This window comes from Sphingobium sp. GW821-FHT02B05, from assembly GCF_059421905.1.
This window is the reverse complement of record NZ_JBWKVW010000001.1, coordinates 1,468,503-1,490,989: the sequence shown is the minus strand read 5'-3', so window position 1 is coordinate 1,490,989 and position 22,487 is coordinate 1,468,503. Positions and strand designations below refer to the sequence as shown.

The 22,487-nt window shown below is 63.0% G+C and carries 20 protein-coding genes; 15 read left to right on the top strand and 5 right to left on the bottom strand.

Features of this window, described 5'->3' with window-relative positions:
- Positions 1 to 40: 40 nt before the first annotated feature.
- From AC07UX_RS07535 to AC07UX_RS07485, 11 genes are all read left to right on the top strand, one after another.
- Positions 41 to 1,267, top strand: a complete 1,227-nt coding sequence (locus AC07UX_RS07535; protein ID WP_495191304.1) for an amidohydrolase family protein — start codon at positions 41 to 43, stop codon at positions 1,265 to 1,267.
- Positions 1,268 to 1,283: 16 nt separating this feature from the next.
- A complete protein-coding gene (locus AC07UX_RS07530) occupies positions 1,284 to 2,783 on the top strand; it encodes a bifunctional 3-(3-hydroxy-phenyl)propionate/3-hydroxycinnamic acid hydroxylase (protein WP_495191303.1) in 1,500 nt (499 codons plus the stop codon).
- Entirely contained in the window at positions 2,780 to 3,211 is a 432-nt protein-coding gene (locus AC07UX_RS07525; RefSeq protein ID WP_495191302.1) for a GlcG/HbpS family heme-binding protein, read from the top strand. The genes AC07UX_RS07530 and AC07UX_RS07525 overlap by 4 nt, the downstream gene beginning before the upstream one ends.
- Positions 3,208 to 4,116: a VOC family protein gene (locus AC07UX_RS07520; protein WP_495191301.1), complete on the top strand. Its 909-nt coding sequence runs from the start codon at positions 3,208 to 3,210 to the stop codon at positions 4,114 to 4,116. Before AC07UX_RS07525 ends, AC07UX_RS07520 begins: the two co-directional genes overlap by 4 nt.
- Positions 4,116 to 4,946: a fumarylacetoacetate hydrolase family protein gene (locus tag AC07UX_RS07515; RefSeq protein WP_495191300.1), complete on the top strand. Its 831-nt coding sequence runs from the start codon at positions 4,116 to 4,118 to the stop codon at positions 4,944 to 4,946. Before AC07UX_RS07520 ends, AC07UX_RS07515 begins: the two co-directional genes overlap by 1 nt.
- A gap of 39 nt (positions 4,947 to 4,985) precedes the next feature.
- A complete protein-coding gene (locus AC07UX_RS07510; RefSeq protein WP_495191299.1) occupies positions 4,986 to 7,271 on the top strand; it encodes a TonB-dependent receptor in 2,286 nt (761 codons plus the stop codon).
- A gap of 71 nt (positions 7,272 to 7,342) precedes the next feature.
- Complete coding sequence (locus tag AC07UX_RS07505; protein ID WP_495191298.1) at positions 7,343 to 8,191, top strand: alpha/beta hydrolase; 849 nt, start codon at positions 7,343 to 7,345, stop codon at positions 8,189 to 8,191.
- 30 nt (positions 8,192 to 8,221) lie between these two features.
- Entirely contained in the window at positions 8,222 to 9,526 is a 1,305-nt protein-coding gene (locus tag AC07UX_RS07500) for a glycoside hydrolase family 1 protein (RefSeq protein ID WP_495191297.1), read from the top strand.
- A gap of 14 nt (positions 9,527 to 9,540) precedes the next feature.
- Positions 9,541 to 10,449, top strand: coding sequence for an alpha/beta hydrolase (locus AC07UX_RS07495; protein WP_495191296.1), 909 nt, complete (start codon positions 9,541 to 9,543; stop codon positions 10,447 to 10,449).
- On the top strand, positions 10,446 to 10,892 hold the full coding sequence (locus tag AC07UX_RS07490; RefSeq protein WP_495191295.1) for a hypothetical protein: 447 nt from the start codon (positions 10,446 to 10,448) through the stop codon (positions 10,890 to 10,892). The genes AC07UX_RS07495 and AC07UX_RS07490 overlap by 4 nt, the downstream gene beginning before the upstream one ends.
- 16 nt (positions 10,893 to 10,908) lie before the next feature.
- Positions 10,909 to 14,235 (top strand): glycosyl hydrolase, encoded by a 3,327-nt coding sequence (locus tag AC07UX_RS07485; RefSeq protein ID WP_495191294.1) that lies wholly within the window; start codon positions 10,909 to 10,911, stop codon positions 14,233 to 14,235.
- A 258-nt stretch (positions 14,236 to 14,493) separates the two neighbouring features.
- On the opposite strand, the gene AC07UX_RS07480 is transcribed toward AC07UX_RS07485, so the two are convergent.
- From AC07UX_RS07480 to AC07UX_RS07465, 4 genes are all read right to left on the bottom strand, one after another.
- Positions 14,494 to 15,255 carry a TIGR02186 family protein gene (locus AC07UX_RS07480; protein ID WP_495191293.1) on the bottom strand — a complete coding sequence of 254 codons (762 nt, stop codon included), beginning with the start codon at positions 15,253 to 15,255 and terminating at the stop codon, positions 14,494 to 14,496.
- Positions 15,255 to 16,169, bottom strand: a complete 915-nt coding sequence (locus AC07UX_RS07475) for a sulfite exporter TauE/SafE family protein (protein WP_495191824.1) — start codon at positions 16,167 to 16,169, stop codon at positions 15,255 to 15,257. Before AC07UX_RS07475 ends, AC07UX_RS07480 begins: the two co-directional genes overlap by 1 nt.
- A 57-nt stretch (positions 16,170 to 16,226) precedes the next feature.
- A complete protein-coding gene (locus AC07UX_RS07470; protein ID WP_495191292.1) occupies positions 16,227 to 17,015 on the bottom strand; it encodes a hypothetical protein in 789 nt (262 codons plus the stop codon).
- 284 nt (positions 17,016 to 17,299) lie between these two features.
- Positions 17,300 to 18,688: a glycosyl transferase family protein gene (locus AC07UX_RS07465; RefSeq protein ID WP_495191823.1), complete on the bottom strand. Its 1,389-nt coding sequence runs from the start codon at positions 18,686 to 18,688 to the stop codon at positions 17,300 to 17,302.
- A gap of 160 nt (positions 18,689 to 18,848) precedes the next feature.
- Between AC07UX_RS07465 and nhaA the strand changes: the two genes are divergently transcribed.
- Together nhaA and AC07UX_RS07455 are read left to right on the top strand one after the other, a co-directional pair.
- Complete coding sequence (nhaA, locus tag AC07UX_RS07460; protein WP_495191291.1) at positions 18,849 to 20,054, top strand: Na+/H+ antiporter NhaA; 1,206 nt, start codon at positions 18,849 to 18,851, stop codon at positions 20,052 to 20,054.
- Positions 20,055 to 20,167: 113 nt separating this feature from the next.
- The gene (locus AC07UX_RS07455; RefSeq protein ID WP_495191290.1) at positions 20,168 to 20,341 is read left to right on the top strand and encodes a hypothetical protein; all 174 of its coding nucleotides are present in this window, start codon (positions 20,168 to 20,170) and stop codon (positions 20,339 to 20,341) included.
- Positions 20,342 to 20,350: 9 nt separating this feature from the next.
- Here AC07UX_RS07455 and AC07UX_RS07450 read toward each other — a convergent pair whose 3' ends face one another.
- Entirely contained in the window at positions 20,351 to 20,749 is a 399-nt protein-coding gene (locus AC07UX_RS07450; protein WP_495191289.1) for a low affinity iron permease family protein, read from the bottom strand.
- A gap of 70 nt (positions 20,750 to 20,819) precedes the next feature.
- On the opposite strand from AC07UX_RS07450, the gene AC07UX_RS07445 reads away from it, so the two are divergent.
- Together AC07UX_RS07445 and sucC are read left to right on the top strand one after the other, a co-directional pair.
- Entirely contained in the window at positions 20,820 to 21,140 is a 321-nt protein-coding gene (locus AC07UX_RS07445) for a hypothetical protein (RefSeq protein WP_495191288.1), read from the top strand.
- Between the two features lie 147 nt (positions 21,141 to 21,287).
- On the top strand, positions 21,288 to 22,487 hold the full coding sequence (sucC, locus tag AC07UX_RS07440) for an ADP-forming succinate--CoA ligase subunit beta (protein WP_495191287.1): 1,200 nt from the start codon (positions 21,288 to 21,290) through the stop codon (positions 22,485 to 22,487).

Genomic DNA, 22,487 nt, shown 5'->3' with positions numbered 1-22,487 from the left:
GCCTATAACGTCTCCATAACGAGAGCAGGAGAGACTTCAGGTGCAACAGCTTATCCGCAATGTTCGGATATTCGACGGAACGGGCAGCGATCCCGTCGCTGGTGCCGTCCTGATCGAAGGCGACAGCATCGTCGCCATCCTGCCGCCCGACACCGACGCAACGGCTGACAATGTGATCGACGGCCAGGGCGGCACGCTGATGCCCGGCATGGTCGATGCGCATACCCACCTGACCTGGGGCAGTTCGGTCGAGAAAATCTATCACCAGTTCATCCTGCCCCCAGAAGAACTGAAGGTCGCCGCGTGGCGCAATGCCCGCGTGCTGCTCGACCATGGCTATACCAGCCTCTATTCCGCCGGCGCGCTGGGCGACCAAATCGAACCTGACCTCGCCCGCGCCATCGAGGCCGGTGAAACGCCCGGCCCGCGGCTGGTCCCCTCGACGCTGGAGCGCAGCCCGGAAGGCGAAGAGGGCGTGGAGACGGGCGACGTGTTCAATGGTCGCGGTCCGCAAGCCATGCGGGACTTCGTCGCCTATTGCGCGGCGGAAGGGGTCAAGTCGCTCAAGCTGGTCATTTCCGGCGAAGATGCGCTCAAGCCCGGTTCGTCCGGCGACATCCTCTACACGGATGAGGAAATGCTGGCGGCGGGCGAGGCGGCGAAGGAAGCGGGTCTGTGGATCGCGACCCATGCCTATTCGCCGCGCGCCATCACGCTTGCGCTCGAAGCGGGCGCGCGCATCCTCTATCATTGCTCCTTCGCCGACGATGCCGCAATCGACGCGATGGCCGCGAAGAAGGACGCGATCTTCTACGCACCCGGTCCCGGCGTGTCGGTCGCCGCGCTGGAAGCGTCGCCCCCGCCGCACATCAATATGGCGTCGATGAAGGCGAGCGCGGCCGAGCGTCTGGAGCTGGAAAAGGCGCTTGTGCCCAAATTGAAGGCACGGGGCGTGCGCGTTCTGCCCGGTGGCGACTATGGTTTTCCCTTCAATCCCCATGGCCGCAACGCCCGCGACCTGGAGCATTTCGTCACTTATTACGGCTTCACGCCGGCCGAAGCCCTGAGTGCCGCCACGATGCTCGGCGGGCAGCTGATGGGACAGCAAGTTGGACAGGTGAAGCCGGGTTATCTGGCTGACCTTTTGCTGATAGACGGTGATCCGACGCAGGATGTGAAAATCCTGCAAAATTCCAATAATATCAAGATGATAATGCTTGGCGGGCGACTGCATAAATCGCCTGTTGCCCAGCCCGTGGCTGCCTGACCGGAAAGACGCTTTCATGTTCGATGTTGCGATCATCGGCTGCGGGCCGGTGGGGGCCTTTGCGGCCAATTTACTTGGGAAATCCGGCGCTTCGGTCCTGGTGATCGAGCAGGCGGCGCATCCCTATCCGCTGCCCCGCGCAGTGCATCTGGACCATGAAATGATGCGCCTGTTCCAGTCGGCCGGGGTCATCGAACGGGTCGTTGGCGACATGCGCGATACCGAAGGACATCTGCATGTCGGCGCCGACCATGGCGTCATCCGCTACATGGGGACGGTGGGCCGCGCGCGGCCGTTCAGCTGGTCGAACGATTATTTCTTTTACCAGCCCGAACTGGAGGATCATCTCCGCGACGCGCTGGCCGACTACCCCAATATAACTGTCCAACTCGGTGTCGCATTCGAAGGACTGGAGCAGAATGCGGACGGCGTAACGCTCCGCCTGTCCGGCGACCGCAGCGAACAGGCCCGCTATGTCATCGCCTGCGACGGCGCGCGCAGTGCCGTGCGCAAGGCGTTGGGCATCAGGCTGGACGATCTGGATTTCGAGGAACCTTGGCTGGTGGTCGATGCCGAGGTCGATGGCCCGGTCCGCTTCCCCGACCTGTGGGGCGTGCCCGAAGCCGCCGACCTGCAAAAACTGTCGGTCATGATGTGCGATCCCAACCGGCCGGCGACGATCGTGCCGGGACGCGGCAACCATCGCCGCTGGGAATTCATGCTGTTGCCGGGCGAAGACGACCAGGCGATGATGGCACCCGATGCGGTTGCCGCCCTTGTCGCGCCCTATCTGTCCGGGGTTCCGCACCGGGTCGTGCGCGCAGCGACCTATCGTTTCCATGGACTGATCGCCGAGCGGTGGCGGCAGGGCGGCGTCTTTCTGGCCGGCGATGCCGCGCACCAGACGCCGCCCTTTTTCGGGCAGGGCATGTGCCATGGCCTGCGCGACGTCGCCAATCTGGCGTGGAAGCTCGACCTTGTATTAAAGGGCCAGGCACCCGACGCACTGCTTGATACCTATCAGCCTGAGCGCGATCCCCATGTCCGCGCCGTCATTTCCGCCGCCGTGGGGGCGGGCCGTTATATCTGCATGCTCGATCCGCAAGCGGCGGCAGAGCGAGACGCGAACATGCGTGAAGCCGCCAAGGAGGCTCAGCATGGCACCGCCGCCGACCTGATCCCCGCCATCGCCACCGGCATTGTCGCAACGGGCACGGCGGGCGCAGGCGAGCGCTTCATCCAGCCGCGCGTCGGCGATCGGCTGTTGGACGATGTCGCCGGCAGCGGTTGGCGGCTCTTCACCCGCACGGCCATCGACGGCGGCGATTTGTCCGTGATCGATCTCACGCAATTGGACGACGGCGGCGCGATCGCTGGCTGGCTCGCCGCCCGCAACGCCGATGCGGTGCTGGTCCGGCCCGATCATTATGTTTTCGGCACCGGGAAGGCGAGCGACCTGATCGCCCGGCGCAACGCCCTGATCGCTGGCGCCACACGTCAGGAGATTGCCGCATGAGCCTAACCCTGCATCAGGCGCGGACCATCGTCGACGCTTCCCTGTCCAAGGGCGGCGCCGATGGCGCGCAGCCGCTGGCCGTCGTGGTGCTGGACGCCGGCGCGCATCCGGTGGCGATGGTGCGGGAGGATGGCGCCAGCCTGTTCCGTTTCGATATCGCCAAGGCGAAGGCCGTAGGTGCGCTGGGGATGGGGGCGGATACGCGGGTTCTGGCCGCGCGCGCGGCTTCCAACCCCGTCTTCTTTCAGAGCGTCGTCGCCGCCACCGGCGGTCGGCTCGCTCTGTCGCCCGGCGGCGTCCTGATCCGTGACATGGAAGGTGCGGTGATCGGCGCCGTCGGGATCAGCGGCGACACCGGCGACTGCGACGAGGTCTGCGCCGTCGCGGGCATTTTGGCCGCCGGTCTGTTTCATGGAGAAAAACGATGAGATTGCGCAGCATCGAGCTGGCGCTGCCGGGTGCGGCGGAGGCGGCGGCTTTCCTGACGGACATATGGGGCATGGCCCCGGCGGATGTCGTGGGCGACATTCATTATCTGCGCGGATCGGGCAGCTATCCCTATCTGGTCGCGCTGGAAGAGTCGGCGCACCCTCATGTCCGTTCCACTACCTTCGTCTGCACCGCCGACAGTCTGGAGCAGTTGAAGCGCAGCGTAACCGAAGCAGGCCTGCCTGCCGCGCCCGTGACCTCAGCCGATCCGGGCGGCGGCCATGGCATCATCGTCGAACTGGCCGAGGGTGAACTGCTCCGCTTTCTGGTCGATGCGGCGGAAGTCGCGCCGATTGAGGGACGCGACCTGCCGGTCAAGCTGACCCATGTCGTGTTCAACAGCGCCGACGCCGAAGCGACCGGCCTTCTGGTCGAGGATGCACTGGGCTTCCGCGTGTCGGACCGGACCAAGGCCATGGTTTTCGTGCGCTGCAACGACTCCCATCATTCGACCGCCTTCGCCCGTGCCGGATTCGCCTCTCTCAACCATATCGCCTTCGAGATGGAGGATATCGACGCGGTGATGCGCGGCATCGGCCGTTTGCGCGATCAGGATATGGCGCCAGCCTGGGGGCCGGGCCGTCATGGTCCGGGCGCCAACGTCTTCGCCTATTTCATTGCCCCCTTTGGTCCCGTCATCGAATTTTCGACCGCTGTCGAGAAGGTGCCTCACGACTATCAGGCCGGCGCGCCGGAAGACTGGACCTGGCCTGCCAGGCGGATCGACCAATGGGGCATTTCGACCAAGGATTTCGACGGCCTGCGCGCCGCCGAAGAGAAATTTCGCCATCGTCGCGAATGGGACGCCCAGCCCCTCGATGTTCTGACTGAGGAAAATCACTAATGCGTTATGTCAGCTTTCGCCGCCCCGACGGCACCGCCAGCTTTGGCCGCCTTGACGGTGAGACGATCGTCGAACTGGCGACCGGTGCGACGCCCAGCCTGAAGGCGGCGCTGGCCGAGGGCAGCCTGTCGGCGCTGACCGATGGGGCGACCTTTGCCGCAGCCGACATCGTGTTGATGCCGGTCATCCCCGATCCGGCCAAGATATTGTGCGTCGGCCTCAACTATGCCGATCATGTCAAGGAAACCGGCCGCGAGCAGAAAGCGCATCCGGCGATCTTCGTGCGCTATGCCGACAGCCTGGTCGCCGACGGCCAGCCGATGGTGAAGCCGTCCGTGACCGAACGGTTCGACTATGAAGGCGAGTTGGCGATCGTCATCGGCAAGCCCGCGCACAAGGTCGCGGCGGCCGACGCCTGGAACTATGTCGCCGGTTACTCTGCCTTCAACGATGGCAGCGCGCGCGACTGGCAGCGGCACAATATCCAGTTCACGCCCGGCAAGACCTTTCCCGGCACCGGCGGTTTCGGCCCGGCCCTGGTGACGGCGGACGAGATCGAGGATCTGGACGCCCTGCGCGTCCAGACCCGCCTGAACGGGGAACTGCTTCAGGACCAGCCGGTCGGCGACATGATCTGGGATATCCCGACCGTGATCGAATATGTGTCGGCTTTCACCCCACTCAGCCCCGGCGACGTCATCGCCACCGGCACGCCCGGCGGCGTGGGCGATAAGCGCACCCCGCCGCTCTACATGAAGGCCGGCGACAAGGTCGAAATCAGCATCGGCGCCATCGGCACGCTCACCAACCGCATCATCGACGAACAATAATCAACAACTACCCAATCATAAGAAAGGGAGAGGGACATCATGCGTAAGTTCAACCTGACCATCACCGCGCTCGCTGGCGCGAGCGTCATCGCCCTGTCGGTGCCCGCCTTTGCGCAGGACGCAACGCCGCAACAGGCAGCAGACGCAGCGGACGTCAATTCGGACATCATCGTCACCGCCCAGCGCAAGGCGGAGAAGGTGACGGAGGTGCCGATCTCCATCACCGTCGCCAATCAGGCGCAACTGGAACGGCAGCAGGTCAATACGGTCAACGACCTCAGCCGCGTCGCGCCTTCGCTGGAAATCCAGCAGGCGCCGGGCCAGAATACCGGCGGCGGCGGCGCCATTCGCGGTATCGGGACACAGACCTTTTCGGCCGGGGCGGTCGCCTCGGTGGGCGTGGTCGTCGATCAGGTCAGCCAGGGCAATGCCAACATCTCCGACCTGTTCGACGTGTCGCGGATCGAAGTGCTGAAAGGTCCGCAGGGCACTTTGTTCGGCCTCACGACGTCGGCGGGCGTCATCAACATCACGACCAATGCACCCGACCCCAGCGGCTTTTCTGCGCGGGTGCGCACCGAATTGTCCGATGCCGGCACCGCCGGGTCGAAGTTCGGCAATCAGGTCATTCAAGGCGTCGTGAACATCCCGCTGGCGTCCAATACCGCCATTCGTGTGTCGGGCGTCACCAATTTGCGCCAGGGCGTAAACAAGAATGCACTGACCGGTGATTATAATGACAATGATCGATATGGCGTGCGTGGGCGTCTGCTCTGGGAGCCGACCGAGCGGCTGACCGTCAACCTGATCGGCGATTATACCAAGAGCCGTGCCGAAAATGGTGGCGACTTCTTCACCTTCGTCCAGACCAGCGGCCCCGGCACGGCATTGGGCGGCCTGCTTCGGGACAGCGTCGGGATCACGGGCCGGCTGGCAAGCTGCGGCGTGACGCCCGGCGAAGGCAATCAGAAATATTGCTCCGACTCCTCCTATGTCGGCCGTACGGAAAATTACGGCGGCTCGCTCCAGCTCGATTACGAAGCCGATCCGTTCACGCTGACCTCCGTCACCGCCTATCGCAAATCGAACGAAACAGGTTTTGGCGCGGCGACCAACGTATTCCGTGGCGATCCACTGGAATTGCAGGTCGGCAACGGTGCGGTGAACCGCAAGCTGAGCCTGTTTACGCAGGAGTTGCGAGTCAGTTCGCCTGCCGATCAGTTCCTGGAATATACCGCTGGCGTTTTCTATTCGAACCAGAAGCAGACACGCGATCCGGAAAGCCTTTCGGTGTCGGTGGTGCCGTTCCCTGGCCTGACCATCCCGATCGTGCGCAACCCCGGCGCTGATCTGGATATTCAGGATGAATCGCTTGCCGTCTTCGGGCAGGGCACCTTCCATCTGTCGCCCAGCCTGCGCCTGATTGCCGGTGGCCGGTTCACGACCGATCGACTGTCGATGGATCGCTACGATTATTTCACGCCCGCCGATCCGTTCAGCCGCACCATATTGGACGTCCAGAAATTCTCCTGGCGGCTGGGTGCGCAATATGATCTGGCCCGCGACATGATGATCTACGCCACCGCATCGCGCGGGTTCAAGGGCGGCCAGATCGCCATCCCGTCGGCACCGGCCAAGCCTTTCGTCGTACTGCCCGAAATCCCGATGGCTTATGAAGCAGGCCTGAAGACCACCTTGTTCGGCGGTTGGGTCGCGGACCTCAGCGTCTTCTATCAGAAGATCAAGAATTTCCAGGCGCAGCAGTGCACCGTGGACAGCACTGCCGTCATTTCCTGCGTGCAGACTAACATCAACGGAGTGAAGTCGCGCGGCGCGGAAATCAACTTCTTTGGCAAGGTTTTCGAAGGCCTGTCGCTCAATACCGGCTTCATCTATGCCAAGGCGACCTACCCGACCAACTTCATCGGTACGGATGGCACTAACATCGGCGGCTCGCAACTGGCCTATGCACCCAAATATAAGTTCACGCTGTCGGGTGAATATGAAGCGCCTGTGGCGGGTCGCTTGAACGGATTCGTGGCCGCCGACACGGTCTGGAAATCGCGCGTGCGCTACGAAGCCAATTCGAACAGCCTGACGACCTTCCGCCCGCACTGGCTGGTAGGTGGCCGGATCGGACTGCGCACCGATGATAATCGCTACAGCGTCGCTGTGTTCGGCCGCAACCTGTTCAACGTGCATGAGCCTTCGCTGATGCAGAGCGATTTCCCCTACACCACCGACCAGGGCGAGCAGAATATCGGTGCCATCTATGGCCCGCAGTCCTTCCGCCAGGTGGGCATCAGCTTCGACGCGAAGTTCTGATCTGACAGTAGCATGGCGGGGCTGTACGCTCCGCCATGCCTGTTTACCGCACGGCATAGGAAAGGGGACGGATGAACCAGACCAGACAGGACATCGCGGCGCTGGGTACCGACCTTGGCCCGGATGTTCTCGACCAATGTCGTGCGCTGTTCGATGTCGAACAGTCGGCACTGATGGCGCAAGTGCCGGTGGCGGCTGCGGACATTGCTTATGGGCCGCATGACCGGCATCGGATCGATATCTACCGACCTGTGGGCAGCGACCCGGCGCCGATCATGGTCTTCGTCCACGGCGGCGGTTTCCTAAAAGGCGACAAGGGCGGCGCGGGGGTCTGGCCCAACGCCAATGTCGGACGCATGGCGGCACAGGCGGGCTTTCTGGGCGTCGTCATCAATTATCGGCTGGCGCCCGACAATGTCTGGCCGGCCGGGGCCGATGATGTCGCGGCCGTCGTCGCCTGGATCAAGGACCATGCTGCGCAACATGGTGGCGATCCCGGTCGCATCGTCCTGATGGGCACGTCGGCAGGGGCGGTGCATGTCTCGGCCTATCTCAAGCTGGCTGGAGATCGTGACGTTCGCGCCGCCATCCTGCTTTCGGGCCTCTATGGCTATACGCCTCTCGATCAGCGGGACATGCTCTATTATGGCGATCCGGTGCTTTATCCGGAGCGTATGCCGCTGGAAGCGGTCGCCTCGACCAGATTGCCGCTGTTGATCGCCTGTGCCGAATTTGATCCGCCGCGCTTTCAGGCGGAGTTTCTGGGGCTGATGCAGGATCGGCTTACCCGCCATGGCGCGATGCCGCGCGGTTATATTCATTCGGGCCATAATCATTACAGCCTGGCCATGCATTTGGGCACCACCGACCGGCGGCTGTCGCAAGAAATCTGCGCCTTCGTGCGCGAAACTACTGCCTGACATTTCATATATAATCGGAGAGACGGACACATGCTGGACCGCAGAACCCTTCTGGCCACTGGCGCTGCCGCCATGGCTGCCCCTGCCTTTGCCGCGCGCAAGAGTGCCGACCCGGCCTTTCCCAAGGACTTTCTGTGGGGCGCGGCCACCGCGCCGCACCAGATCGAGGGCAATAATATCGCCAGCGACCTGTGGTTCCTGGAAAACCAGCAACCCACCGTGTTCAGCCAGCCGTCGGGCGATGCCTGCAACAGCTTCGCCTTGTGGGAAACCGACCTCGACCTTGCCAAGGCGATGGGCCTCAACTGCTATCGCTTCGGCATCGAATGGGCGCGGATCGAGCCGGAGAAGGGCCTGTTCAGCCAAGCGATGCTCGACCATTATAGAGCGGTGATCGAGGGATGTCGGGCACGTGGCCTGGCCCCGGTCGTGACCTTTAGCCATTTCACCGCGCCGCGCTGGTTCAGTGCGCAAGGCGGCTGGACCAACCCGGAAAGCGCGTCGCTGTTCGCGCGCTATTGCGACAAGGCGACGCGCGCTTTGGGGCAGGGCATCCATAGCGTCATAACCTTCAACGAACCGAACATCCTTTTGCTACTGAAGCCCATGCTGCCGCCGCAGTTGTGGGCTATTCAGAAGCTGACGCTGGAAACCGCGGCCAAGCGGCTGGGCGTTCCCAAATTCGTTAGCGCCAATGTTGCCGATGTCGCAGACCTGCCGGCCTTGCAGAAGGGGCTGCTGGCCGCGCATCAGGCGGGCAAGGCGGCGATCAAGGGGGTGCGGCCTGACCTGCCGGTCGGCATTTCGCTCGCCATGATGGACGATCAGGCCGTGGGTAAGGCTTCGGTGCGCGACCGGATGCGCGGCGAGCTGTATGGCGAATGGCTGCATGTCGCGAAGGGCGACGATTTCATCGGCGTGCAGAATTACGAGCGTGCGTTGTGGGGCGACAAGGGCCGGCTGCCCGCGCCCAAGGGATCGACCGTCAACTGGTCGGGCACCGAAGTCTGGCCGGGGTCACTCGCCGGCGCGGTCCGCTACGCCCATGAAGCGACCGGCGTGCCCATTCTGGTCTCCGAACATGGCGTTGGGACCGAAGACGACACGATCCGCGCAAAATTCATTCCCGAAGCATTGGCTGGGCTGAAGGCGACGATCGACGATGGCATTCCTGTGCGCGGCTATTGCCACTGGTCTCTGCTTGACAATTTCGAATGGATTTTCGGTTATAAGCCCAAGTTCGGCTTGCATAGTGTCGATCCGGTGACATTTGCGCGGACGCCCAAGCCCAGCGCCGGCATCTATGGCGCCATCGCACGCCGTAACGCGCTGTAAAGGGAGAGATCGTCATGAAGCGTATCGCTCTCATCGCCGCGATGCTGACGACCGCTCCGGCGGTTGCGCAGATGCCTGTTCCGGTACCAGCGCAGGCGCCGGCCGAGCCGGATGCCATTGCGCTCTATCCGCAGGTAAAATCACCCAAGGGATCGGCCGAGAACTGGGTTCGCTTCGGCCAGGATCTGGCCGTTCGCAACGTCACTGTGCCCACCATTACGCCCGTTCTGCCCGATCCCTCCAAAGCGACCGGCGCAGCGGTCATCGTGGCGCCGGGCGGCGCCTTCATGCTGTTGTCGATGGAGCATGAAGGCTGGAGCGTCGCGCGCTGGCTGGCCGAACATGGCATTGCCGCCTTCGTTCTGAAATATCGGTTGAACCCGACCCCGGCCGATACCGCTGAGGCGTCCGCCTATATGGGCAAGCGGATGGCGGATTCGCTGCGCGATCCGACCGCCGCGCCGGGCATCACCGAGCCGCGCGCCACGCTCGATGCGCTGGCGGCTTTGAAGATGGTGCGCGGTGAAGCCGGCAAATGGGGCGTGGATCCGACGCGGGTCGGCATGATCGGCTTTTCCGCGGGCGCGATGACCACTCTGAACGCGGCACTGGAAGGAAAGGGGGGCGATCGCCCGTCCTTCATCGGCTATGTCTATGGTCCGATGCTGGCGCGCAATGCGCCGGCCGACGCGCCACCGATGTTCGCGGCCATCGCCAATGACGATAGCCTGTTTCCCAATCCTTCTTATGCGCTAGTGGAAAGCTGGCGGCGGGTTCATGTGCCGGTCGAGCTTCACGCTTATGAGCGTGGCGATCATGGTTTCGGCATGGGCAAGCCCGGCACCACGACCATGGGGCTGCTGCCGCAGTTCCTGTCCTGGATGGACATGCGCGGCCTGTTGAGCACGAAGGCCGGGCAGTGACGGCGCCGGCCGTATCGATCCGCCGGGAAGCCGGCATCAGCGTCGTCATCAACGGGGTGTTGAGCCTGGCTTTCTTCCTGGGCGTATTCGGGACCGTGTCGCGTCCGCTCGGCTGGATGGCGCCGGACAATCTGGCGATCGATTTCGTGCCGCAAAGCATCGCGGTCGCGCTGATGAGTGCGCTGGTTCCCGCGCTGATCGCCAGGAAACGGCTGGGGAACGGACCGGGGCTTCGGCCCATCCTCACTCGTGCGGCTCTCTTTGCTCTGGCCGGCGGCGTCCTGGGCGGCTTTCTGGCCCTTGCCATCGGCGCGGCGGCCCTGTCGACCATCGGCTGGGGCACCGCCCTGGCGATCAAAATCACCTATGGCGGTGCGCTTGGTGCGCTGGTCGCCACTCTGGCGCTGGGGCGGTTCATATCGTCCGTCCGCGCTGGTCGATAGAAAGAGGATTGCCCAGATGACGCCCCGCACCCTTCGCTTTTTCGCTTTGTTGGCCTGCACCGTCCTGGCCACGCCGGCGCGGGCGGATGAACTGGCCGATGGCTTCCGCAATCCGCCCCAGTCGGCGCGCCCGCGCGTCTGGTGGCATTGGATGAACGGCAATGTGACCAAGGAGGGGATCGACAAGGATCTCGACTGGATGGCGCGCATGGGGATTGGCGGCGTGCAGAATTTCGATGCCAGCCTGATGACGCCGCAGATCGTCAAGGAACGGCTGGTCTATATGACCGACGGTTGGAAGGATGCGTTCCGTCATGCCGTCCAGACGGCCGATGCCAAGGGTCTGGAATTCGCCATCGCCGCCTCCCCGGGCTGGAGCGAAACGGGCGGCCCCTGGGTCAAGCCGCAGGACGCCATGAAGAAGCTGGTCTGGAGTGAAACCGACCTGCGTGGCGGCCAGCGGGTGACGGGCGTTTTGCCAGCGCCGCCAGCTGTCACGGGGCCGTTCCAGAGTGCAAAGTTCAACGATCCGCTGTCCGGCGGAGCCGACGCTGGGGCGCTACCCAGCTATTATGCCGACGCGCGGGTGCTGGCCTATCCGGTCGTGGCGACGTCTCTGCCGCAACCGCGGGTGACACAGGCCGATGGTGCTGCGCTGGACGCGGCGCCGTTGCTTGACGATGACCTGGAAACCGTCGCGCAACTGGCCAAGGGCGACGCGGTCCATCCCGGCGCGCTGATCCTGGACTATGGCAAGCCCGTCACCATTCGTTCGGCCAGCCTGTTCGTGCCCCATGCCCGTCCGCCTTTCGGTGATCCGGCCTACCGCCCGACATTGGAGGTGGAGACGGCGCAAGGCTGGCGGCCGGTGGGCCGTTTCACCCTGACCGAGGTGTCCGCCACGATCGGCGTTGCCCCCGTCACGGCGCGGCGTTTCCGGCTGGTGCTTTCGCCCAATGATGCGCCCAAGTCGCCCGGATTGGGCGACGGCGCGCCCGGTGCGGTGATGATGGATGTGTTCGCGCGGCCGGATAGTCCGACGCTGGGCATTGGCGCGTTGCGGCTGTCGGCCGACCCGAAGATCGATCAATATGAAGTGAAGGCCGGATACGGGATCGTGCCGGACTATAATGTGTTGAGCGACGGACGCGCATCTGATGTACCGGCGATCGACCCGGCGAAAGTCGTCGACCTGACCGGCCATTTGCGCCCCGACGGCACGCTGGACTGGACCGCGCCCAAAGGCAGCGACTGGCGCATCGTCCGCATGGGCTATTCGCTGACCGGCAAGACTAACCATCCCGCCACGCCCGAAGCGACGGGGCTGGAAGTCGATAAATATGATGCCGCTGCCGTTCGCCGCTATCTTGAAACCTACCTGGGCATGTATCGCGACACGGTGGGTGCGGACTGGATCGGCAAAAAGGGTATCCGTGCGCTGCTGACCGACAGTATCGAGGTTGGTGCGTCCAACTGGACCCCGCGCATGGTTGAAGAGTTCCAAGCGCGGCGTGGCTATGATCCGGTGCCGTTCCTGCCTGCGCTGACCGGCGTCGTGGTGGGGTCGGCCGCGCGCAGCGATGCTTTTCTGCATGACTATCGGCAGACGCTGGCCGACCTGCTGGCCGACGCCCATTATGGCACGGTGGCGAAGGTCGCGCATGAAAATGGCCTGACCGTCTATGGCGAGGCACTGGAAAATGGGCGCCCGGTGCTGGGCGACGATCTGGCCATGCGGTCCCATGCCGATGTGCCGATGGCGGCGATGTGGACATTCAACCGGGGCGCCGCGCCGCGTCCGACCCTGATCGGCGATATGAAGGGCGCTGCGTCGGTCGCCCATATCTACGGCCAGAATATCGTTTCGGCGGAAAGCATGACATCGGCCTTTGCGCCCTGGGCCTTCGCGCCGTCCGACCTGAAGCGCGTCATCGACCTGGAGTTCGTATCGGGCGTCAACCGCCCCATCGTCCATACGTCGGTTCATCAGCCGGTGGACGACAAGCTGCCGGGCCTTAGCCTCATGATATTCGGCCAATATTTTAACCGGCATGAAAGCTGGGCGGAGATGGCCAAGCCTTGGGTCGATTATATGGCGCGCACCGGCTATCTGCTCCAGCAGGGCCGCGACCATGCCGACCTGGCTTATTTCTATGGCGAGGACGCGCCGATCACATCGCTGTTCGAACATGGCGTGCCGGCAGATCTGCCGACCCGCTACGCCTATGATTTCGTCAATGCAGATATCCTGGCCAACCGCATGAGCGTCGAAAAGGGCGAATTGGTCGCTGGAAAGGCCCGATATCGCGCGCTCTATCTTGGTGGGTCGAGCCGGGTTATGACGCTGGCGACGTTGCGACGCATTGCTGCATTGGTGGACGCTGGCGCGACGGTTATTGGCACCGCGCCCGAACGCCCGCCGGGCCTTCAGGATGACGCCGCCGCCTTCAAGGCGCTGGCCGATCGTCTCTGGCGTGGTGGTGCTGTCGGCAAGGGGCGGGTCATCTCCAGCCAGGATGCCCAAGCCGCACTGGCCAGTGCCGGCGTCGGCCCGGACTTCCGTGTCGCGAGTGGTGCTGCGGATGCGGACTATCGCTTCATCCACCGCAAGCTGGCCGATGGCGACCTCTATTTCGTCAACAATCGCACCGACAAGGCGGGCCGCATCGAGGCGCACTTTCGTGTGGCGGGTCGGCAACCCGAATTGTGGCGCGCGATCGATGGGACTGCGACCCCCGTATCCTACCGCATAGAGGGCGGGGAAACGGTGATCCCGCTGGATGTCGGCGCAGAGGATGCCTTTTTCATCCTGTTCCGTGATCCGGCCAAGGCCGCATCGGCCACGATTGCGGCCAAGCCAGCGCGGCAGGTCGCCACGCTCAGCCGTCCCTGGAGTGTCAGTTTTCAGCCGAACCGCGGTGCGCCGGCGAAGATTGACATGCCGAAACTGACGCCGCTGGAGACCAATGCAGACAAGGGCGTGCGCTATTTCTCCGGGACGGCGCGCTATCATACGCGCTTCGCTTTGCCCAAGGGGGTGAAGCCCGGCGCGCCGCTCTGGATTGATCTGGGCAAGATCGGCGATCTGGCCGAAGTACGCATCAATGGACAGTCTGCCGGTACGACATGGTTCGCACCCTATCGGCTCGACATCGGCAAGCTGGTGAAGGCGGGTAACAACGAGTTGGAAATCAAGGTCGCCAATCTGTGGGTCAATCGCCTGATCGGCGATCAGCAGCCCGGTGCGGAGCAGGTCACCTTCACCGCCGCGCCGACTTACCAGCCCGATGCGCCGTTGCGGCCGTCCGGCCTGATCGGGCCGGTACAGTTGTTCGCCGAGTAAAACTCAATGGTCGAGCGGCTCGCCGTTTCGCAAGGGTGGTGGGCGCTTGACCTTCCTGATGTGGCGCGGGCCCAAGAATACGGCGCCGATGATTGCCGGCGTTAAAGCTAGGTCGATAGCGCTGGACCTGCGCCGCGCTCAGCCGGCGGCTGAGGTCGAAGCGCGGTCGACGATCTGGGCAAGTTCGGCGCGGAACGAGGACAAGGTTTTCGGCACTGTGTCCGCGGTCCGATCCAAATCATAAGAAGTTGGTAAATGTCAGATGCGCCGGGCGATGGCGCCGGCGGCCCATCCCATGCCCACCGCCATGGCGATCGCCACCAGGCCATAGACGAAGGACCAATGTTCGGCAGCGCTGGCCATGAACTGTTCGAAGCCGGATTTGCGCACGGTGATGTCGCGCACGGCTGCGGCGACGACGCGCCCGTCCTGCACCAGGAAGGTTTCGGCGGTATAGTCGCCGACGATGACGCGCGCCGACAAGGGCAAACGGGCGCGGTAGAGGACGCCGTCGGTGATCTCCACCGTGCCGGGGCGTTCGACGAACAGGCCGGACCGGGCGCGCAGATCGACCAGCCCTGCCTGGAAGCGGGACAGTTCGCCATTGTCATTCAGGGAGGAGGGGGAAAGCTGGAGCTTGTCGACGCCCAGTTCATAGATGGCGGCGGTGCGTTCATCGACGATCCGGTCGATGGGGCGCGAGGAGGCCATGGCGTAGAAGCTGGGCGCTGAACGGAATTGAGCTTCATCGGCATTGACCCATATGCCCGCGACCTTTTGCTTTTCGCGCATGGTGATGGACTGTTCCGGCCCTTTGAGCACAACGACGATGTCGGCCGGCTTTTCAGGGCGGCGGCCTTCAGGATAGACGATCGCACCGAACAGCAGCAGGTCCGCGCCAGTGAAGCTATACTGGATTGCGATATCGCGCTGGGAGACGTCTGGCACCAGTTGCGGTTCGTCCGCGCCGCATAGCAGAAGGGCAAGTGGAAGCGCGGACAGGGCGACGCGGCGGCGCATCAGCCGACCTCTATCGTGTAGATTTCATCCGGCCGCCAGCCCAGGCCCAAGGCCATGCGCGCTGCGACAAGCAGCACGATCGCGGCCAGTAGGATTCGCAGATATTCAGGGCGGATCGACATGGAAATACGAGTGCCGACCTGCGCGCCGGTGACGCTGCCGATCAACAGCAACAGGGCCAGCACGAGGTCCACTGCCTTGGTCGTCATGGCGTGCATCATCGTCGTTGCCATGGTGACGAACAATATCTGAAACAGGGAGGTGCCAACCACCGCCTGCGTTGCCATGCCGAGCAGATAGAGCATCGCGGGCACCAGGATGAAGCCACCGCCCACGCCCAGCAGCATGGTCAGGATGCCCGTCGCCATGCCGAGCAACAGCGGGGCCAGCGGCGAGATATAGAGGCCGGATCGATAGAAGCGCCAGCGCATCGGCAGCGCGGCGACGAGCGGATGGTGTCGGCGCTTGCGCGCAGGGGGACGCTTTCCGGTCTTCAGCGCGATAAGGGCCTGGATCGACTCCTTGGCCATCAGGCCGCCGATGCCACCCAGCATCAGCACGTAGAGGATGCCGATAACGGTATCGATCTGACCCAGATATTGGAGCAGGCGGAAGATGAAGACGCCCATCCCCGCGCCGATGACGCCACCGGCGATCAGCACGCCGCCCATGCGGAAATCCACAGTGCCGCGCGACATATGGGTGAACACGCCCGATACGCTGGCGCCGGTGACCTGGGACGCGGCAGAGGCTGCGGCGACGGTCGGGGGAATGCCGTAAAAGATCAGCAGCGGAGTGGTGAGAAAGCCGCCGCCTACGCCGAACATGCCCGACAGCAGGCCGACGAGACCGCCAAGGCCGATGATGACAAGCGCGTTGACCGACAGATTGGCTATGGGCAGGTAGAGATCCATGCCCGTTCGGGTTACCCTCAACCGACGCCGATATAAAGCGGCGATGGTTGCGATCGATCAAAAATCCGCAGCCAGGGTGACGGCAAGGCCAGAGCCCGGCCGCGCCTGCCCGGCAATCCTCTGCCGCCATTCGACGGACAGGCGGGCGTTGGCCTGCGGCAGGGGCAGGCGAAACTGCAATTCCGGGCCGATGTCGAGACGGGCGGCACCGGGTTGAGCGCCACCTGACACGGCGGCGCCGAGACGGAGGGGCGTACCCGACAGCGGCGCATTCAGGGAGATTTTTCCGTCGATGAAGGCATCCTTCTGCCGGAAGCCGACAATGCCGGCCTGTACATAGGCTTCGGCCATGATCGATGGCGCTACCGGCGTAGGTCCAAAACCGCCGACCGCCATCACGACATTGGCGTTGCGCCCGCCAGTGCCGAGCGCGATGCGCCGCTCGGTCGCCAGCGTAACGGGAATCGCGCGGACTGGCTGGATGGACAGGCCGACGGCCGCTTCCGGTGCGGCCGGACGTTGGAGCGCCCCGGTCAGTCGGCCATAGCCTGTCATCCGGATCGCAGCATGAGGCGCGATGTCATAGTCCAGCCGCAGGCCGGCCTGCGATCCGCCAAGTTGCCCGGTCGAAATAGTCTGCGGGCCTACAAAACTGCCCTGTCTCCAGAAAAGCCATGCGCCGGCGCGCCATCGGTTCGAGGACGACTGAGAGGCCTGCTGCGGCGGTGGGCTGGCGGTTGGCGAGCGAAGGCCACCGATGGTCTTCGAACCGCTCTCATCATGCGTTTTGGCGAAATCGGACATCGGCCCTACGAACCGCAAAAGATCCAATGGCGTGTCTTCCATGGACTGTGATGCGCGATTGGTCCGGCGATAATGAGCGCGATCCGACCGGAGTTGCGGCGCGCTTTCGGGGCCTGTCGAAGACGTGACCCGGTCAATGGGCCGGATGGCCGACACGGCGCTGGCATTCCTCAGAGCGAGCGGCGACAGAGAATGAGGTGCTGATGAGCCAGCATGGATATCGGGTTGCAGGGACGGTGTGAGATCGGGGCCCAAGATGCGGATGCAGACCCAGCCTGCCAATATTAGGGCGAAGAAGCGCAAGGGACGACCGCTTGCGCTGCGGGTCATGATTGGGTCTTCAGATCGGGGAATTTATGCTGTGTCTTGTCCCATACCAGCGGCCTTCCCAATAAAGATCCGGCATAGAGGAAGATGGCCCGTTGCGCTGCGGCTATGGCGATGAAATTGGCGATGAGCGTGCGGGGAATGGACATCATCCCAGAGCGCCAGCCATAAGTGCGGCCTACGAACAGGGCGCGTACGATCGTGCGCCAGGTCATCAGCCAAAAGTTGAAACAGAGTAGCCCCGTGACAAGCGGGGATAGCGGCGGTGGCTGGAGTGGTATCAGAAGATTGGCAAAGGTGATTACGCAGGAAAGGAAGAAGGCGACATAGGCCGCAAACAGCACCAGGGCGGCCAGCGTCGCGCGACGATCGCGAATGCGCATCCACCATTCGGCCGGCCCGCCATGCCAGCCCATCCGGTCCCATCCCGCCAGAGAGATGCCGACCATCCATCGCGCTTTCTGCCTGATGGCCGCGCCGATGCTATCGGGAAAATATTCGCGGGTCGCCACCAGCGCGCCCGTCGTGTCGCGCATGCGCACGAAGACGCCGCGGCCGCCCATATGGGCGATTTGCAGGCCCGCTTCATAGTCCTCCGTCAGGGACGACGGATCGAACGGGCCGCCATAAAAGGGATCGGACAGGCGCCCAAGCATCTTGCGTTCGAAGGCGCAGGCAACCCCGGCGGACGGTATGGATGCGCCCAGGGCTTCCCGTACTGTCAACGCCTTTCCATGGCTTTCTGCAAATTCGTCGCCATAATGGTTGCCAATGGCGCGGGCCAGCCAGTTGCCATGGCCTGGCAAAGGCAAGACCGGCAACTGGACCAGGTCGAAACGGTCGATCATGAAGTCGAACAGGCGAATTTCGTCAGGATGGACGACATCTTCGGCATCATGCAGCACGATCGCCTTGAAGGGACGGTGGGTGCGCGATTCCACATCCTTCATCGCCCGCCACAAGATGTTGAGGCAATCCGCCTTGGTCGTTGGGCCAGGTCGCGGGTTCATGCCCAGGATGATGCGTGGTTCGCCCGACGCGATCGGTGCGATCGAATCCAGCGTGTCGGGATCGTTGGGATAGAGGCCAACAAAAATCCGATAGTCGTCGTCCGGCCAAGCGGCCAGGGCATGGCGCAGCATCGGCCCGATGACAGCGGCTTCGCGCCAGGCCGGGATGAAGATGGCGATACATCCGGGGTTGTGGGACGGCGGCAGGGTCGCGGTGGTCATGCGCGGATGGCGGGCATAGACGGTCAGGTTTCGCCAGCATCGACGGCATATAAAGAGCAGGTCGATCATCAAATCGTCCAGCCCGCCAATCGCCAGTCCGACGACCGCAAAAAGCAGAAATTCGCGATGAAGGGCCATCAGGCCCGCAGCCAGCATGTCCCCCAAGCATTGACCCCCGTCATTCTGTACGAGAGAGGATGACATCTGTGTAAGACACTTCCAAGCATTTTGCTTGTTTTGCGTATAATATATTTGAAGATGACGAGAATTACCGATGGCAGCAGGTGGATTGGGACCTAAAACGAATGAAACAGGCATGAATCGAGCGCATCCGTCCGCATTGCGGGCGTTCCTGACCGGCGAAACGGGCGGCGCAATATTGTTGATGATCGCAGCGGCGGCAGCCATTTTACTGGCCAATCTGCCGGCGACGGGGCATCTCTATCATGCCGCGTTGCATGCGCCGCTAGGGCCGATCCTGTCGCCGCGCATCGGACCGATGACGCCGCATCTGTGGATCAATGACGGGCTGATGGCGATCTTCTTCCTGCTGGTGGGGTTGGAGATCAAGCGGGAGTTTCTGGACGGAGGCTTGGCCAACTGGAGCAAACGGCGGCTACCCATAATCGCAGCGGTGGCGGGAATGGCAGCACCAGCTTTGGTCTATATGCTGGTTACGGCGGGACGCCCGGCGTTGAGCAATGGCTGGGCCATTCCCGCTGCGACCGACATCGCCTTCGCAATCGGCGTGCTGGCGCTGCTGGGAAGCCGGGCGCCGGCGTCGCTCAAACTGTTCCTGACCGCCGTAGCGATTGTCGATGACATGGGGGCGGTCGCCATCATCGCATTTTTCTACAGTTATGGGCTGGACCTGGCGGCGTTGGCAGGGGCCGCCGTGCTGCTGGCGCTGATGTTCGGGTTCAAACGGGCGGGGGTGACGATGTTATGGCCCTATCTTGTGGGATTCCTGATCTTATGGTTCCTCATCCTGCTGTCGGGTGTGCATGCGACCGTGGCGGGCGTCCTGGCGGCGATGACGGTGCCATTGCGTCCATCGCCGGGCAGGCCGGATGCGGTAGATAGTCCGCTCCATCGACTGGAACATGCCATCCATCCTTGGAGCGCCTATCTGATCGTGCCTTTGTTCGGTTTCGCCAATGCCGGCCTCAACCTTGGTGGAGAGGCCGTGGCGGCGCTGCTTTCGCCTCTGTCGCTCGGCGTCGCCCTTGGCCTTTTTCTCGGCAAGCAGGTCGGTATCTTTGGTGCCATATGGGGTGCCGTGCGGCTGGGACTTGCGGATCGGCCGGCCGGCGCGACCTGGGCGCAGGTCTATGGCATGGCGATGTTGTGCGGCATCGGCTTTACCATGAGCCTGTTCATCGGCGGGCTTGCCTTCCCCAACGATGCGTTGCTGGTGGAGGAGGCAAAGGGCGGGATATTGCTGGGATCGCTGCTGTCTGCCCTGTCGGGCTATGCGGTTTTGCGCTGGCTGGCGCGTCCGGTCGCCTCGTCGCCGCGATAAGCAGGTTCGTAAAACGGGATCGATCATGCTAAATTCATGGCTGATGTTGCGAGTCGAAAGCGGCATCGGACAATCGACCAATCTCTGCACGCATGTATGGGAGGAGGGCGACCATGGAAATGGATGTCAATTATCTGCTGCACCGCCAGCAGGTGTCGTTGATGCGAGCGAAAAGCTCGCGATCCCCGCAAGGGCGGGATGCTTATGAACATCTGGCACAAAGCTATGGCGATCGCATCGATGCGCATCGGCGGGAAAATGAGAAGCTGATCGTCCGGGCGCATTGACCTAGCGGGTCAGCGCCGGTCGATCAGCCGCTCGATCGACAGGCGATGCGTTTCGTCGTCTCCGCATTCCCGCTCCAGCACGGCCTTGATGCGTTCCAGCTCCGCTTCGGTCAGATGCTCTATGCCGATGAAATCGTCGCGCGCCGTGTCGATGGCGCGGATCAGTTCGTCGAGCTTCGCCTGGATTGCGGAACCGTCGCGATTTTGTGCATTCTGGATCAGGAAGACCATGAGGAATGTGACGATGGTGGTGCCGGTATTGATGACCAGCTGCCAAGTGTCGGAATAATGGAAAAGCGGCCCGGTCACGAGCCAGAGGATGACGATGACGAGCGCCATGACGAAGGCGCTGGGCTGGCCCGCCCAATTGGCGACACGGTGCGACAAGGTCGCGAAAATCCGATCCATAGGTGATTCTTCCTTTACGAAGCTGTACCATTTATCCCTTGTTCAGCGTGACGTGGCCATGAAAAGCGCGATGCGACACCTCCCTTTTCGCGCGGCATTGGCCGGCGCCCTCATTCTTCTTCCTGCTTGCACCTCTCTGACACCCGAATCGCGGCTACGTTCCGGGTTGGAAGAGGCCGGGCTGTCACCGCGCATGGCAGGTTGCATGGCAGAAAGGATGGCGGACCGGCTGAGCCTGATGCAGTTGCGAAAGCTCCAGTCGCTCGCATCGCTCCGCAAATCTCACAGCGGCAAGATGAGCATCGACCAGCTGCTGCGCAATGTCCGCGCGTTGGAAGATCCGGAGATTTTCGCCGTCACCAGCGGATCAGCACTACGCTGCGCTTTCTGACGTTACAGGGGTGGCGGGCACCAAAAACAGTTTTTTCGGCTTTACAGACTTTGCAATTTTGCAAAGTCATTTTGCGAAATTCTCTGGTGCGTCGCTTTTCGCTGTGCTTAGCCGCTGACATCAGATTTCAGCGAAAGGGCACGCCCCATGAACATTCACGAATATCAAGCCAAGGAACTGCTGGCGAAGTACGGCGCGCCGATCGCCGCCGGTTACGCCGCCTTCTCGGTTGAAGAAGCCGTCGAAGCCGCCAAGAAACTGCCTGGGCCGCTCTATGTCGTGAAGTCGCAGATCCACGCCGGTGGCCGTGGCAAGGGCAAGTTCAAGGAACTGGCCCCCGAAGCCAAGGGCGGTGTACGCCTCGCCTTCAACCTGGACGAGGTGAAGGCGCATTCGGCCGACATGCTGGGCAACACGCTGGTCACCATCCAGACTGGCGAAGCGGGCAAGCAGGTCAATCGTCTGTACATCACCGACGGCGCCGACATCGCCAAGGAATTCTACCTGGCGCTGCTGGTCGATCGCGCCACCAGCCGCATCGCGTTCGTCGTATCCACCGAAGGCGGCATGGACATTGAAGAGGTCGCCCATTCGACCCCGGAAAAGATCCACAGCTTCTCGGTCGATCCCGCTTCGGGCTTCCAGCCGCACCACGGCCGCGCCGTTGCCAACGCTCTGGGCCTGACCGGTGACTTGGCCAAGCAGGCTTCGAAGGTTGCCGCGTCGCTCTATGCCGCCTTCCTCGACACCGATGCCGAGCAGATCGAAGTCAACCCGCTGGCGCTGACCGAGCAGGGCAACCTGCTGGTTCTGGACGCCAAGGTCGGTTTCGACGGCAACGCCATGTTCCGTCACAAGGACATCGCCGAACTGCGCGACCTGACCGAAGAAGATGCGGCCGAAGTCGAAGCGTCGAAGTACGACCTTGCCTACATCAAGCTGGACGGCAACATCGGTTGCATGGTGAACGGCGCGGGCCTGGCCATGGCGACGATGGACATCATCAAGCTGAACGGCGAATTCCCCGCCAACTTCCTGGACGTAGGCGGCGGCGCCACGACCGAAAAGGTGACGGCTGCCTTCAAGATCATCCTGAAGGACCCGGCGGTGAAGGGCATCCTGGTCAACATCTTCGGTGGCATCATGAAGTGCGACATCATTGCCAATGGCATCGTCGCCGCCGCCAAGGAAGTGAACCTGTCGGTTCCGCTGGTCGTCCGTCTGGAAGGCACCAACGTCCAGCAGGGCAAGGACATATTGGCCAATTCCGGTCTTCCCATCGTCCCGGCGGACGATCTGGGCGACGCGGCCAAGAAGATCGTGGCGGAAGTGAGGAAGGCGGCCTGA

Coding starts and splice junctions, on each gene's coding strand:
- AC07UX_RS07530 (WP_495191303.1), top strand. CDS start 1,284: ATGTTCGATGTTGCGATCATCGGCTGCGGGCCGGTGGGGGCCTTTGCG.
- AC07UX_RS07525 (WP_495191302.1), top strand. CDS start 2,780: ATGAGCCTAACCCTGCATCAGGCGCGGACCATCGTCGACGCTTCCCTG.
- AC07UX_RS07520 (WP_495191301.1), top strand. CDS start 3,208: ATGAGATTGCGCAGCATCGAGCTGGCGCTGCCGGGTGCGGCGGAGGCG.
- AC07UX_RS07515 (WP_495191300.1), top strand. CDS start 4,116: ATGCGTTATGTCAGCTTTCGCCGCCCCGACGGCACCGCCAGCTTTGGC.
- AC07UX_RS07510 (WP_495191299.1), top strand. CDS start 4,986: ATGCGTAAGTTCAACCTGACCATCACCGCGCTCGCTGGCGCGAGCGTC.
- AC07UX_RS07505 (WP_495191298.1), top strand. CDS start 7,343: ATGAACCAGACCAGACAGGACATCGCGGCGCTGGGTACCGACCTTGGC.
- AC07UX_RS07500 (WP_495191297.1), top strand. CDS start 8,222: ATGCTGGACCGCAGAACCCTTCTGGCCACTGGCGCTGCCGCCATGGCT.
- AC07UX_RS07495 (WP_495191296.1), top strand. CDS start 9,541: ATGAAGCGTATCGCTCTCATCGCCGCGATGCTGACGACCGCTCCGGCG.
- AC07UX_RS07485 (WP_495191294.1), top strand. CDS start 10,909: ATGACGCCCCGCACCCTTCGCTTTTTCGCTTTGTTGGCCTGCACCGTC.
- AC07UX_RS07480 (WP_495191293.1), bottom strand. CDS start 15,255: ATGCGCCGCCGCGTCGCCCTGTCCGCGCTTCCACTTGCCCTTCTGCTA.
- AC07UX_RS07475 (WP_495191824.1), bottom strand. CDS start 16,169: ATGGATCTCTACCTGCCCATAGCCAATCTGTCGGTCAACGCGCTTGTC.
- AC07UX_RS07470 (WP_495191292.1), bottom strand. CDS start 17,015: ATGGAAGACACGCCATTGGATCTTTTGCGGTTCGTAGGGCCGATGTCC.
- AC07UX_RS07465 (WP_495191823.1), bottom strand. CDS start 18,688: ATGCTGGCTGCGGGCCTGATGGCCCTTCATCGCGAATTTCTGCTTTTT.
- nhaA (WP_495191291.1), top strand. CDS start 18,849: ATGAATCGAGCGCATCCGTCCGCATTGCGGGCGTTCCTGACCGGCGAA.
- AC07UX_RS07455 (WP_495191290.1), top strand. CDS start 20,168: ATGGAAATGGATGTCAATTATCTGCTGCACCGCCAGCAGGTGTCGTTG.
- AC07UX_RS07450 (WP_495191289.1), bottom strand. CDS start 20,749: ATGGATCGGATTTTCGCGACCTTGTCGCACCGTGTCGCCAATTGGGCG.
- AC07UX_RS07445 (WP_495191288.1), top strand. CDS start 20,820: ATGCGACACCTCCCTTTTCGCGCGGCATTGGCCGGCGCCCTCATTCTT.
- sucC (WP_495191287.1), top strand. CDS start 21,288: ATGAACATTCACGAATATCAAGCCAAGGAACTGCTGGCGAAGTACGGC.